General features: G+C 39.3%; 15 protein-coding genes. 4 read left to right on the forward strand and 11 right to left on the reverse strand.

The genetic code is table 11. The annotated features are described in order from the left end of the window. Positions 1 to 29 precede the first annotated feature (29 nt). The gene (locus FS608_RS01940) at positions 30 to 1169 is read left to right on the forward strand and encodes a glycosyltransferase family 2 protein (RefSeq protein ID WP_144547592.1); all 1140 of its coding nucleotides are present in this window, start codon (positions 30 to 32) and stop codon (positions 1167 to 1169) included. Positions 1170 to 1249: 80 nt separating this feature from the next. Next, entirely contained in the window at positions 1250 to 2269 is a 1020-nt protein-coding gene (gene namA / locus FS608_RS01945; RefSeq protein ID WP_144547593.1) for an NADPH dehydrogenase NamA, read from the forward strand. Between the two features lie 53 nt (positions 2270 to 2322). Here namA and rnz read toward each other — a convergent pair whose 3' ends face one another. Next, positions 2323 to 3246, reverse strand: a complete 924-nt coding sequence (rnz, locus tag FS608_RS01950; protein ID WP_144547594.1) for a ribonuclease Z — start codon at positions 3244 to 3246, stop codon at positions 2323 to 2325. A 282-nt stretch (positions 3247 to 3528) separates the two neighbouring features. Between rnz and zwf the strand changes: the two genes are divergently transcribed. After that, positions 3529 to 4998 carry a glucose-6-phosphate dehydrogenase gene (zwf, locus tag FS608_RS01955; protein ID WP_144547959.1) on the forward strand — a complete coding sequence of 490 codons (1470 nt, stop codon included), beginning with the start codon at positions 3529 to 3531 and terminating at the stop codon, positions 4996 to 4998. A gap of 48 nt (positions 4999 to 5046) precedes the next feature. Here zwf and FS608_RS01960 read toward each other — a convergent pair whose 3' ends face one another. From FS608_RS01960 to mce, 4 genes are all read right to left on the reverse strand, one after another. Then, positions 5047 to 6324 carry a DNA polymerase IV gene (locus tag FS608_RS01960; protein WP_144547595.1) on the reverse strand — a complete coding sequence of 426 codons (1278 nt, stop codon included), beginning with the start codon at positions 6322 to 6324 and terminating at the stop codon, positions 5047 to 5049. A 79-nt stretch (positions 6325 to 6403) separates the two neighbouring features. Then, positions 6404 to 7525: a tripeptidase T gene (locus FS608_RS01965; RefSeq protein ID WP_144547596.1), complete on the reverse strand. Its 1122-nt coding sequence runs from the start codon at positions 7523 to 7525 to the stop codon at positions 6404 to 6406. A gap of 96 nt (positions 7526 to 7621) precedes the next feature. Continuing rightward, entirely contained in the window at positions 7622 to 9172 is a 1551-nt protein-coding gene (locus FS608_RS01970; protein WP_144547597.1) for an acyl-CoA carboxylase subunit beta, read from the reverse strand. Between the two features lies 1 nt (position 9173). Continuing rightward, entirely contained in the window at positions 9174 to 9587 is a 414-nt protein-coding gene (gene mce, locus FS608_RS01975; protein WP_144547598.1) for a methylmalonyl-CoA epimerase, read from the reverse strand. Positions 9588 to 9749: 162 nt separating this feature from the next. On the opposite strand from mce, the gene prli42 reads away from it, so the two are divergent. Then, positions 9750 to 9845 (forward strand): stressosome-associated protein Prli42, encoded by a 96-nt coding sequence (gene prli42, locus FS608_RS30040; RefSeq protein WP_222127296.1) that lies wholly within the window; start codon positions 9750 to 9752, stop codon positions 9843 to 9845. A gap of 44 nt (positions 9846 to 9889) precedes the next feature. On the opposite strand, the gene FS608_RS01980 is transcribed toward prli42, so the two are convergent. From FS608_RS01980 to FS608_RS02000, 6 genes are all read right to left on the reverse strand, one after another. Next, positions 9890 to 10363: a L,D-transpeptidase gene (locus FS608_RS01980; protein WP_144547960.1), complete on the reverse strand. Its 474-nt coding sequence runs from the start codon at positions 10361 to 10363 to the stop codon at positions 9890 to 9892. A gap of 62 nt (positions 10364 to 10425) precedes the next feature. Next, positions 10426 to 11421, reverse strand: a complete 996-nt coding sequence (locus tag FS608_RS01985) for an aromatic acid exporter family protein (RefSeq protein WP_144547599.1) — start codon at positions 11419 to 11421, stop codon at positions 10426 to 10428. Further along, on the reverse strand, positions 11390 to 11581 hold the full coding sequence (locus tag FS608_RS30675) for a hypothetical protein (protein WP_222127297.1): 192 nt from the start codon (positions 11579 to 11581) through the stop codon (positions 11390 to 11392). Before FS608_RS30675 ends, FS608_RS01985 begins: the two co-directional genes overlap by 32 nt. A gap of 145 nt (positions 11582 to 11726) precedes the next feature. Further along, on the reverse strand, positions 11727 to 12449 hold the full coding sequence (locus FS608_RS01990; protein ID WP_144547600.1) for an amino acid ABC transporter ATP-binding protein: 723 nt from the start codon (positions 12447 to 12449) through the stop codon (positions 11727 to 11729). Then, positions 12442 to 13101 carry an amino acid ABC transporter permease gene (locus tag FS608_RS01995; protein ID WP_144547601.1) on the reverse strand — a complete coding sequence of 220 codons (660 nt, stop codon included), beginning with the start codon at positions 13099 to 13101 and terminating at the stop codon, positions 12442 to 12444. Before FS608_RS01995 ends, FS608_RS01990 begins: the two co-directional genes overlap by 8 nt. A 62-nt stretch (positions 13102 to 13163) precedes the next feature. Beyond that, entirely contained in the window at positions 13164 to 13940 is a 777-nt protein-coding gene (locus FS608_RS02000) for an ABC transporter substrate-binding protein (protein ID WP_144547602.1), read from the reverse strand. Positions 13941 to 14146 lie beyond the last annotated feature (206 nt).

Below are 14146 nucleotides of genomic sequence, written 5' to 3' on the forward strand. Positions count from 1 at the left end.
TAGGAAAAAAGGCTAGGGAAGTGTCAGGCATGCTAACGCTCTTATTTTCTTTAGGAATTCTAGTCTGGATTATCTTTCTTATAGACGGAATAATTGGTTTGCGAACAATAGATCCATTAGAAAAAGAAGCAGGCTTAGAGCATGGATCATTGTTGTCTGTAGTGGTTGCTGCCCGTAATGAAGAAAAGCAAATAGCTGCAAGTATCCTCAGCCAGTTAGAGCAAACCTACAAAAATGTAGAATGGATTCTCGTCAACGATCGGTCTACTGATGCCACAGGTAATATCATGGACGAATTAACAACAAAAGACCCGCGCATAAAGGTCATCCATATTGAAAAATTACCTGAGGGCTGGCTTGGGAAGAATAACGCCTTGTACACGGGTGCACGCCAAGCTTCAGGTAGATGGCTTTTGTTTACTGATGCAGACATACAATTTGAAAAACAAGCATTCGCAAAAGCGCTCCATTATTTTGAAAGGAATGACTTGGATCACCTAACTGCTGCGCCAAACTTAAGCGCTAACCGGTTTTGGTTAAAAACATTTGTTGCCTTTTTCATGTTTGGCTTTTCATATTTCAAACGTCCGTGGTTAGCCAACAACCCAAAATCAAAGATTGGAACAGGAATCGGCGCTTTTAATCTAGTTTTAAAAGAAGCTTATGAGTCTTTTGGAACACACGAAAGAATAAAAATGCGCCCGGATGATGACTTACAGCTCGGAATGAAAATGAAAAAAGCTGGTTATCAGCAAAGTATTGTGACGGCATTACATTTAATCGAAGTAGAATGGTATGGAAGTTTAAAAGAAGCTTTCATCGGCCTAGAAAAGAATACATTTGCCGGATTACACTACCGAATCAGCATGGTGGCTTTTGCAATCCTCGGGGTTTTTATCACTAACGTTTTGCCCTTTGTGACGATTTTTTCCGGAAACAAGACTGTTGCCCTATTATCCTTTGGAAATATCATGCTAAGCGGAATACTTTATGTAGTGGTCATAAAAAAATTAACCCTATTCTCTCCGCTCATGTTTTTGGTTTTGCCAATCACTGCCCTGTTGTTTATATATTCGATTATTCGGGCGAGCCTTCTAACCTTTAAACGCGGCGGTATTGTTTGGAGGGGAACCACCTATCGGTTAAGCGAACTCAGAGAAAAAGAGTAGGAGCTAAGTTTTTTCAATAAAACATTCCTTTTGCTATACTAAAAAAGGAATGTTTATTTTTGATTTCGGGAGGCTTCTAAATGGCAGCAAAACTATTTTCCCCCTATACCATAAAGGGTATCACACTTAAAAATCGGATTGTGATGGCACCGATGTGCATGTATTCGAGCCATAACGAAGATGGCCATATCCAAAACTGGCATCGAACTCACTATACAACCAGAGCCGTCGGGCAGGTTGGGCTGATTATAGTTGAAGCAACTTCCGTAACACCTCAAGGAAGGATTTCAACTAGAGATTTAGGTATATGGGGCGATGACCATATAGAGGGCTTTACTGAGCTTGTTGGTCTGATGAAGGAGCAGGGTGCCAAAACAGGCATTCAACTCGCCCATGCCGGCAGAAAAGCCAGATTAGAAGGTGAAATTCTTGCCCCATCTGCACTAGCTTTTGACGAAAACATGAAAATACCAAAGGAAATGTCAATTTCAGACATCAAAGATACCATTGAAGCATTTAAAAAAGGGGCGGAGCGTGCAGCAAAAGCCGGTTTCGATGTGATTGAAATCCATGGAGCTCATGGGTACCTTATCAATGAATTCCTATCACCTCTGTCCAATAAAAGAACCGACGAATACGGTGGCTCTGCCCAAAACCGCTACAGATTCCTCCGAGAAGTGATTGATGCAGTAACAACCGTTTGGGAAGGCCCATTATTTGTGAGAGTTTCTGCACATGATTACCACGAAGAAGGGTTATCACCAAATGATTACATAACTTATAGTCAATGGATGAAAGAACAGGGTGTCGATTTAATCGATGTAAGTTCTGGTGCGGTTGTCCCTGCCCATATTGACGTATATCCTGGATACCAAGTAAAATACTCTGAAACCATTAAGAATGGTGCTAGTATTTCCACCGGCGCTGTAGGGTTAATTACTACAGGGATTCAAGCAGAAGAAATTTTACAAAATGAAAGAGCAGATTTAGTCTTCTTAGCTCGTGAATTACTTCGCGATCCATATTGGCCGCGGACTGCAGCCAAGGAACTTGGAGTAAGTATCGAAGGACCAAAGCCATACGAACGCGGCTGGATTTGAATCGTATAAATCAAACGCACTTACCTAATTTTTATGGTAAGTGCGTTTTTACATTACTTGAGCGGCAGGTTTATTTCTTTAAAATCCTCAGCAATATTCGTATTCGGGAATACTTCTTTCGCCTCATCTACTAATTCTTGCCAAGCATTTCGATCATAACGAGAGCTAATGTGGGTTAGACATAACAGCTTACAACCGGCCTTATTTGCAACATCGGCAGCTTGATGTGTGGTTGAATGAAAATAGTCATGGGCCAGCTTTTCTTCATTAGCAGAAAAAGTTGCTTCATGTACCAATAGATCGGCATTCTTAGCCAAGAAAATTGCATTTTCGCAATAACGGGTATCACCTAAAATTGTAACAACTCTCCCCTTCTGTTCCGGCCCAAGAAACTCATTGGGATCAATTGTCCTTCCGTCATCTAGGGTTACGGTTTCACCATTCTTTATTTTTCTAAAAATAGGTCCAGGCTGTACACCCGCTTCCTTCAACTTATCAGCAAGCAATGTTCCAGGTCTGTCCTTTTCTACAATTCGATACCCATAGGAAGGTATACCGTGATCAAGCCGTCTGACTTCCACCGTAAACTGCTCATCTTCAAAAATAATTCCCTCTTCAATTTCAATAACAACTAAAGGATATTTCAAATAAGTCTGGCTTATCGATAGGCTGACATGAATATAGTCTTTTATCCCTTTGGGGCCATAAACCGTTACCTCAGATTCCCCGCCTTGAAAAGAGCGGCTCGATAATAATCCTGGCAGCCCGTAGATATGATCACCGTGAAGGTGGGTAATAAAGATTTTTTCAATTCGCCGCGGTTTTATAGAAGTATGTAAAATTTGATGCTGGGTAGCCTCACCGGCATCGAATAACCAAACAGACCCCCGCTCCTCAAGCAATTTCAGTGCAATAGACGTGACATTGCGGAGTTTTGCCGGCATTCCAGCCCCTGTTCCTAGGAAAAAAATATCCACAATAATAAACTCCTCTCAAATTCCGTTCCTTTGTTTCCAATATTGATAATATAGCACAAACAAATATTATTTTCTCCCCTAAGGGCAGTAGTGAAAAGTGAATATCAGGAATTATTATGTGAAAAATAAAAGAAATTGTCTAATTGCGTTGTATTATTTTTGCGAAGTCTAGTCGAATGAGATAAAATCAAACAATATAAACATAAGAGTAACATGCATTTTTACATAAAAGGAAAAGAGGTATTTACTTTGGAACAAACTGGAAACATGACTTCATTAATTATGATTTTTGGTGCGACTGGTGATTTAGCAAAACGGAAGTTGTTTCCTTCCCTTTACCGGTTATTTGAGAAAGGAAAATTAACTAAATTTGCGGTGATTGGGGTTGCAAGAAGATCGCTATCCAATGATGAATTTCAGCATTCAGTCAAAGACTCGGTCATCTCAGCCTTAGGAAATAAAGATAAGGTTGATGATTTTATCTCGCATTTTTACTATCAATCGCATGATGTTAGTGATTCCAACTCTTACACATTGTTAAAAAATTTAGCAGATGAGATTGATCAAAACTATCAATTAGAAGGCAATCGTATCTTTTACCTTGCCATGGCTCCTGAATTTTTCGGAACAATTGCTTTACACTTAAAATCAGACAAACTTACAGAGGTAAAGGGTTATAAACGCCTCGTCATTGAGAAACCATTCGGACATGACTTGGAATCTGCCATCGAGTTAAATAGACAAATTAGAAGTGCATTTAAAGAAAAAGAAGTATATCGTATCGATCATTATTTAGGAAAAGAAATGGTGCGGAATATAGAAGTAATACGATTCGCCAATGCTATATTTGAACCGCTTTGGAATAATCGTTATATTTCAAATATTCAAATTACCTCTAGTGAAATACTCGGGGTTGAAGAACGGGGCCGTTATTATGAAACAAGCGGTGCCCTTAGAGATATGCTTCAAAACCACATGATGCAAATGGTAGCCTTGCTTGCGATGGAGCCACCAATCAACCTCTCCACCGATGAAATTCGTTCCGAAAAAGTTCGTGTGTTCCGTGCACTTCGGTCGGTTGAGGGAGAAGAGGTTAATGATTATTTTGTACGCGGCCAATACGGTGAGGGTACGGTTGAGGATGTTCCAGTTCCTGCTTATCGTGATGAGACGATGGTGGACAAAGAATCAAATACAGAAACCTTTGTTGCTGGTAAAATCATGATTGATAATTTCCGCTGGGCTGGTGTTCCGTTCTACATTCGGACAGGGAAAAGGATGTCAACAAAATCGACCAAAATTGTCGTTCAATTTAAAGATATTCCGATGAATTTATATTATCAAACGGAAAAAATGTTAAACCCAAATCTCCTTGTGATTCATATTCAACCTGAAGAGGGAATTACTTTACATCTAAACGCAAAAAAAGCAGGCGGACACTTAGATGCTCAGGAAGTAAGAATGAGCTTTGCCAATACCGGCATCCATGCGATGAATACTCCTGAAGGCTATGAGAAGCTTCTTTACGATTGTATGCGAGGCGATGCCACGAATTTTACCCATTGGGATGAAGTGGCCTATTCTTGGAGTTTTGTTGATAAAATTTCGGCAGTTTGGGAAAACACGAAGGCTGAAAACTTTCCTAATTATCAATCCGGGACCACAGGACCGAAAGCGTCGGATGAGCTTTTAGAAAAAGACGGCTTCTTCTGGTGGCCAGTAACTGATTTAGAAGTAGATATGTGTAAATAAAAAGTTCAAAAAGCACTACTTTTGTTATGACAGCAAAAGTGGTGCTTTTTAGTCTCGTTCATTTATGTTTTTAGGAGGTATTTGGAGAAAATCTTTATTAAAGCTTGTTCCAGTACCAATATTATCCGAGGAAGGAGCCTTGTGCTCCCCTGCATTTTCAATGATTTTTTTACCGTATTTTTCACGGAGACTGGACAGTGTATTAAGTAAAGGCTCTTTTTTAGCATCCTTTTCATAGGAAAATAAATCTAGCTGTTTAAAGGCATGGTCATGATCAACTAGATCATTTCCTGTAATCCCCAACAGCCTAACAGCATCTCCATTCCAAGCTTTTAGAAAAATCTGCTGAGCAAAGGAAGAAATGTCCTCATTTTGATTAATAGGATTGGGAAGTTTTTTACTTCTGGTAATCGTTCTTCGATCCTTATAGCGAATAGTTATTCCAAGCGTTCCAGCTAAAACCTTCTTTCGTTTCAGCCTTACGGAAACCGTTTCAGCTAATGCAGTTAACACACGAAAAAGTTCCTGCTGATTGCTGACGTCCCGAGGAAGAGTGGTTGAATTTCCAATACTCTTAAATTCCTCAATTGCTTCCGGGTCAACAGGGCGATGATCAATCCCATTGGCTCGTTCTTTTAATCGAATTCCATTAATGCCTAGCAGTGTTTTTAATTGAATCTCATTTCCTTTTGCTAAATCACCAATGGTATGAATTCCAATCGTCTGTAATTTGTCTGCTGTCTTTTTTCCAACGCCATGCATTTCATTTGGATTCAACGGCCAAAGAACTTTGGGAATATCACGTTTTCGAAGAATGGTAATTCCCATTGGCTTTTTCATATCTGAGGCGGTTTTCGCTAAAAATTTATTAGGAGCGATCCCTATACTGCAAGGAATATCTAGTTGTTCTAATATCCTCTTTTGAATACTTTCAGCGATCTCGATCGGGCTTCCATACTCAAAACTTTCTGTAATATCTAGGTATCCTTCATCAATCGAGACAGGTTCTACAAGTTCTGTATAATGCCTGAGAATCTCAAACATGCCAATTGAAACGGCTCGATACCGTTCAAAATTCGGTTTCATCACGATTAACTGAGGACAAAGTTTTCTCGCTTCCCAAATTGGCATCGTTGTTTTGACACCAAATTTTCTAGCTTCGTAATTGCAGGTGACAATAATTCCTCTGCGCTCCTCTACATTTCCAGCAATTGCGAGCGGTTTCCCTTTAAGATTGGGGTCATAAGCCATTTCGACGGATGCATAAAAGCTATTCATATCTACATGTAAAATGACTTTTCCGTTTTTCGGGTACATTTCCTTCATGCTGGCACTTCCTTAACGCATATTCTTCCCTTAGTATATCAAAAAGGAGAACCCGCGGTTAGGTTCTCCTTCCATTAGATTATTGATTTGCTACTTCATCGATAATCGCAAGTGTCATTTCTGCTAGTTTATACAATTCTTCCACTGGCATACGCTCTTTGGTTGTATGAATTTCTTCATAGCCAACAGCTAGATTGACAGTTGGAATATTAAAGCCAGCAAATACGTTGGCATCACTGCCGCCGCCGCTATGCTGAAGTTCACAACTACGTCCGATTTTTGCAGCTGCCTTACGAGCCACTTCGACAACATGGTCGCCTTCGCCAAATTTAAAGCCTGGATACATGACCTCTACATTAACTTCGGCTCTGCCGCCCATTTCTGCTGCTACTGTTTCAAATGCTTCCTTCATTTTGTTTACCTGAGTTTGCATTTTTTCAGGGATTAGTGAACGGGCCTCCGCTAAAATATCCACACGGTCACAAACGATATTGGTTGCTTGACCACCTTCAAAGCGTCCAATATTAGCAGTTGTTTCGTGATCAATTCGTCCTAACGGCATCCTCGCAATCGATTTTGCTGCAATCGTAATCGCGGAAACACCTTTTTCAGGTGCAACACCCGCATGAGCTGTTTTACCGTAAATAACGGTTTTTACCTTTGCTTGTGTTGGAGCAGCTACAACAACATTACCAACTAAGCCATCGCTATCCAAAGCATAACCGAATTTTGCTTTCATCAGTGAGGAATCAAGTGCTTTTGCACCGACAAGACCGGACTCTTCCCCAACTGTAATCACGAATTGAATCAAACCGTGTGGGAGGTTTTGTTCTTTTAACTGACGGATGGTTTCAAGCATAACAGAAATTCCGGTTTTATCATCGGCACCTAAGATTGTTGTGCCATCTGTAACCACGTAGCCGTCCTTTATAGAAGGCTTTACTCCTTTAGCTGGGGTAACAGTATCCATATGACATGTAAAATAAATCGGGTCAACACCCTCTTTCGTTGCCGCTAGCGTGCAAACTAAATTGCCAGCACCGTGCCCTGTCACAGCTGTTGTATCGTCTTCAAACACTTCAAGACCAAGTTCTGAAAATTTTTGTTTTAATACCTTGGCAATTTCAGTCTCAAATTTCGTTTCTGAGTCAATTTGCACAAGTTCTAAAAACTCATTTAATAGACGTTCCTGATTAACCATTAGATTGACCCTCCAATTATGTACTCACTATTTCAGTATACCTCTTTCTTCTTGATATCATCAAATGAAAGGGCAGGGAGTCATTTTTTTATTATTTTAAAGTGGTATGTTTCCATGTTTTTTGTAAGGTCTTGACTCTTTCTTGTTTCTAAGCATTTCTAAACCTTGGACAATTTTCATTCTGGTTTCACGTGGGTCAATGACATCATCGACCATCCCTCTGCTTGCTGCCACATAAGGATTGGCAAACTTTTCGCGGTATTCATCAATTTTCTGCTGTCTTGTCAGTTCTGGATTCTCACTATTGTTAATTTCCTTCGCAAAAATAATATTAGCGGCACCTTGAGGTCCCATAACCGCAATTTCAGCATTTGGCCAGGCAAATACCAAATCGGCACCAATTGATTTACTATTTAACGCAACATAGGCACCGCCATAAGCTTTTCTTAAAATCACTGTTAACTTCGGAACGGTCGCCTCGGAATAAGCAAATAATATTTTTGCCCCGTGGCGAATGATCCCACCGTGTTCCTGCTTAACTCCTGGGAAGAAGCCTGTCACATCCTCGAACGTGATAATTGGGATATTAAAAGAATCACAGGTTCTAATAAATCGAGCCGCTTTATCAGAAGAATCAATATCCAGGCCGCCAGCCATTACCTTTGGCTGATTACAAACAAGACCTACAGATTCACCTTTAATTCGAGCAAATCCAACAACAATATTTCTAGCAAAATCCTTTTGAACTTCCATGAAACTGTTCTCGTCAACCACATGCTCGATGACTTTGCGGACATCATACGGACGAACTGTATCAAATGGAATAACATCCATTAAATCTGGACGATAATCTTCGTCATCCTGTACCTCAAACCTAGGAGCCTTCTCCTCGTTATTTTGCGGAAGATAGCTTAACAACCTGCGGACGTTTAGTAACACTTCTTCCTCTGAATCAGCTTGAAAATGAGCATTTCCACTAATGGAGCTATGGACATTCGCACCACCCAATTCCTCAGCTGAAATCTTCTCACCTGTCACTGTTTCAATGACTTTAGGTCCAGTAATAAACATCTGACTTGTCTTTTCCACCATAAATACAAAATCAGTGATCGCTGGTGAATAGACTGCACCGCCCGCACATGGACCCATAATTACCGATATTTGCGGAATGACACCGGAATATATCGCATTTCGGTAAAAAATATGTCCGTACCCATCTAATGATACAACGCCTTCTTGAATGCGCGCCCCACCGGAATCATTTAAACCGACAAAAGGTGCTCCATTTTTCGCTGCTAAATCCATCACATTAGCAATCTTTTTGGCATGCATTTCCCCTAATGCCCCGCCAAAAACAGTAAAATCCTGCGAGAAAAGATAAATGGGACGACCGTTAACTTTCCCGTATCCAGTCACCACTCCGTCCCCTGGACCCTTTTGTTCATCAAGGCCAAAATCATTCGTACGGTGCTCAATGAAAGGATTTAACTCAAAAAACGTTCCTTTGTCTACTAAAAGATCGATTCTTTCTCTAGCAGTCAGTTTGCCTTTTTGATGCTGCTTCTCGATTCTCTCATCGCCGCCGCCCAACTCAACCTCTCTACGTTTATCATACAACTCATTTATTTTTTCATAGATGTCTATCATTTTACCCCTTCATCCCTTTCTTCTCACAAAGTTCGAATAAAACCCCAGATGTCGATTTTGGATGCATGAAAGCAATATTTGCCCCACCTGCCCCAGGTCTTGACTGCCCGTCAATCATCCGTATCCCTTGTTCCTTCATTTCGCGAATTCTTTCTTCAATCGAGTCCACCCCGAGGGCAACATGGTGAATTCCCTCACCGCGTTTTTCGATAAATTTGGCGATGGCACTTTCTTCTGATGTAGGCTCAAGTAGTTCAAGCTTTGTACTGCCCGCCTTTAAAAAGGCAACTCTTACCTTTTGAGTATCCACCTCTTCGATTCCAATCAAAGGCAGATTTAACACATCGGTATAAAAAGGAAGCGCTTTCTCGATAGACTTCACCGCAATTCCAATATGGTCGACTTTTTTAATCATTTTTACCCCTCTGTTCTAAATATTAAAATTTATTCGACAATAATCTTATTCGTTAAAAAGTTCATAAATCCTTCCTTAATTACTTAGTTGTTCCGTTGTTCATTTTTGCATTTCCTTGTACAATATAAGTAAAGTTTCAAAATGTTAAGGGAGGTACCCATATTGAATAGTAAGAAATCGAGGAAAATCATTGTTTATTTAATGTTATTTGCTATGCTTGCCTCAACTCTCCTAATAGGAATCGGTTCATTTCTATAGATAGATATAGGAAAAGGGACTGTTCAAGCGAACAGTCCCTTTTCCTATTTCATTGCGCCATAGTCTTTTGCAAGTGTCTCATATGATTTTTTTGAAGAAATAACTAATACTTTTGTTCCTAATGGGATGACAGGATATAGAGAGGTAACCACTTCATTTTGAGTTCGGATACAGCCTTGAGAGACATATTTTCCGATTGAAGCAGGCTGATTCGTTCCATGAATGCCATAGGTTCTTCCATCTGTTCCCTTTGCATCAAAGCCAATCCACCTCGCTCCCAGTGGATTCTTAGGATCTCCTCCAGGGATATTCCCTTTCCGAAAATAAGGTTCTTTGGCCTTTACCGTAATGGTAAAAAGACCTTCAGGCGTCAGTTCTTGTGTTTTTCCCGTTCCGACACTTACAACCGTCTGTACTTTGTTTTCATTAATAAAAGCCATTTCATTTTTACTTTTATTCACAATAAGCAATGGATCGCCTGGCATAGGGTTTGGCCCCAATGGCCAAAGTGGTGACATGAAAAAAGCAATCAGGATTGGCGATAAAATTTTTATCAAAGCAGCCACCTGCCTTTTTTCCCCTAGTTTGCTTCAATCTTCTTCTGTTCATTCACTTTAGCCGATGTTTTTATTCCCTTAAATGAACTTTTAATAATCAGATATTCGTTCATTTCATTTACTAACTGCAGCAGAGCAGCCCTCGTTTCAAATTCTTCTCTTGTCTTTGGGAGCTCCATTTCCTCAAATTCCTTTTTCATTTCTCTTAATTTTTCAAGATAAATATAAGCTGTATTTCCAGGATGGACATTTTCAGAGAGTTCTTCCAGAAACTCAGCTACCATATGCCCTTGCTTTACCGTCCGGGTAATAGAAGTGACAATTGGTAAGACACGTTCGATAATTTCAAATTGCTTTTGTCTCATTTTAAAATAATGAAAATAAATATTCTCATCTCGTAAAAAATGATTTTCAACATCCTGAAGGGCTATGGCTATCGCTTCATCAAGTAAACGAGCACCATCCGTAATCTCTTTTCCATCCCAATTACTATCCCCAGTTCGTAAATAACGCACCATTTCAACGAAGATGATTCTAAAATTCTCCTCAATTTCACTTTGATAATCCTTTAGTTTTTTCTCAACGCTTGGCATATAAAGATTAATAAGTAGTGCGACTCCAATACCAATGGTGATTACCCCGAGCTCATTAAAAAAAATTGCCAGTGTTATTTTTTTTGCCATATAAATATGTAAAATAATAACACTACTCGTCACAATTCCATCAGGCGCCTTCAGCATCACTATCGTTGGTATAAAGAAAAATAACATAACCCCTATAACAATGGGATGATAGGAGATTCCTTCAAAAAAAACGGCCGAAAAAGGCATCGCTAATACACAGGCTAAAAAACGAGCCCATGCCGTTCTGAGCGACCTCCGCTTTGTCACCTGGATACATAATATGGTAAGTATTCCTGCAGAAGCAAAGTTCTGCAGTCCTAACTGCTGAGCAAGTAAAATTGAAATGGCTGTCCCAACAGCTGTTTTAATTGTCCGATATCCAATCCGAAATTTCATAGTTACCTCTCCAAATTATAAAAAAATAGGCTGTGTTAAACTTGTCTGTTGATTTCCGCTCCATGTGCTTCGCTTTCCGCGGGCGTGCCGGGGAGCCTCCTCGGCGCTGCGCGCCTGTGGGGTCTCCCCTGCCCCGTACTCCCGCAGGAGTCTCGCGCATTCCGCTCCAATCAACAGAGTGTGTAAATCAACATTTAGCTTTAACACAGCAAAAAAATAAAAAGATGATCGTTAAGACCATCTTTAGCATATCCCTATTAAAGCATTCTTTTGCAAGAATGTCTCATATTTATGATTGCGATTCTTTACAATACTTTTTCTAAAAAGTCCTTTGCCCTGGCAGTCCGTGGGTTATTAAAGAATTCATCAGGAGATCCTTCTTCTAATAATACCCCTTCATCAAGGAAGATAATCCGGTCAGAAACTTCACGAGCAAAACCCATTTCATGGGTAACGATGGCCATGGTCATTCCTGTTTGCGCAAGATCCTTCATTACATTAAGTACTTCTTTTACCATTTCTGGGTCAAGTGCGGATGTAGGCTCATCAAATAACATTAACTTCGGTTCCATTGCGAGTGCACGAGCGATCGCCACACGCTGCTTCTGTCCACCAGATAAATTATTCGGAAAGGCTTTTTCTTTATCGGTAAGACCAACGCGTGCAAGCAATTCCCGGGCTTTTTTCTCAGCAAGTTCCCGCGATTCGCCCTTTACTTTCATCGGTGCATAAGTTAAGTTATCCAAAACCGACAGATGAGGAAATAGATAAAAGTGTTGAAAAACCATGCCGATTTGTTCACGCACTTTCATGATATTCGTTTTGCTATCGGTAAGCTCTTGATTATTAATCCAAACTTTCCCTTTGGTTGGTGTCTCTAACAAATTTAAGCAGCGAAGAAAGGTAGATTTACCAGAACCCGATGGTCCAATAATCGAGACAACTTCCCCACTATCAATATTTGTAGAAATATTTTTTAATACTTCGTTATTGCCGAACTGTTTATAGAGGTTTTCCACTTTAATCACTGTACTTCAGCCTCCGTTCAAACCGTTTACCTGCCAAAGTAAGCACCATAACTAAAATCCAATAGATGAAACCAACAAAAATTAATGGTTCAAAATTTCGATACGTATCCGCTCCAACAACCTGTGCACGGCGCATCAAGTCTAAATAACCAATCGTCGAGACAATGGCTGATTCTTTGGTTAAGGTAATAAATTCATTCATAAGTGCAGGTAAAATATTTTTTAATGCTTGTGGTAAGATCAAGTCCTTCATCATAAGACGATAAGGAACTCCTAGTGCTTGGGCTGCTTCAGTTTGACCTTTATCAACTGCTTGAATTCCGGCCCTGATAATCTCCGAAACATAAGCGGATGAATTTAAGCCAAAAGCTAAGATGGATGATAAAAAGGGTGAAATGTCATATCCCGTTAATTGCGGAATAGCAAAATAAATTAACATCAATTGTAAAATTAACGGTGTCCCACGAAAAATAGATGTATATAGATCCCCAAACCAATTTAATGCTTTGATTCGTGAAATTTTACATAAAGCTAAAATTGTACCAAGAATAAAACCTAATATTATAGAAATAATAACAAATTTTAATGTAACCCATATTCCCTCTAAAATAAAAGGAATATAAGGCACAATTTGGCTAAAGTCCAAATTCATGCCTTACACCTCACTTTATAATTTTCTTTGCAGCACTAGTCTTGTTGAAATTCAGTTTATGCTTATTGCTGGTCTTTTAACCACTTGTCCTTTAATTCTTGGAGTTTTCCATTCTCCTCCATGTCTTTAAGAACTTTATTTACTTTTTCAGTTAAGTCACTGCCTTTTGGAAAAGCAACAGCCATACCAGGAGAACTTGTTGTCGGATCATCAAATCCGCCTAAACCTTGTTCTTTTATATATCCGGTTGCAACTGATTTATCCATATAAGCAACCTGGATGCGATTTGATAATAGCTCTTGAATTAATGTTGTTGCATTATCTAATGGCTTTAGTGTAAAATCAACCTTTTTTTGAAGAGTTTTTGCACCCTCTTCTTGAATGGTTCCTAACTGTACTCCCACTGTTTTTCCTTTAAGATCCTCGATTGTTTTGATATTAGAATCTTTTAGAGTGATAAACATCTCACCTGAATGGTTATATGCTGTTGAGAAATCAACATTTTGCTTGCGCTTTTCTGTTGCAGACATACCAGCAAGTACCATGTCCACACGTTTTGCCTGTAATGCACCGATTAACCCATCAAACTTCATGTCTTTTATATCTAGTTTGTAACCTAATTCTTTAGCAATGGCATTAGCTAAATCAATATCAAAGCCCTCGACCTTACCTGAAGGGTCTCTTGATTCAAATGGAGCAAAATCAGCTGAAGTAGCCATTGTTAATACTTTCTTATTTGCTGTCTTTTCTCCATTTGCCCCGTCTTTATTATTCTGTCCACAAGCAGCTAAAACCACTAATGTTAAAATCATCGTAAAAAATAAAACTGTTTTTTTCATGATGTATCCTCCTATGATTAAATATATCGCTTATTTTGTTTTGAATTTTTATTCAACAAAACGAATATTAACACATAGATTTTATTTTGAAAAGATGTTTTTCCAATATAAAAATTTTCTAAAGATTCTGCACTCGACTATATTAAGATAATATTAATAAACATATAAAAAGCACCTCTCCTGAGAAGAGATGCCTTTAGAAAAAA

Source organism: Bacillus sp. X1(2014) (assembly GCF_007678255.1).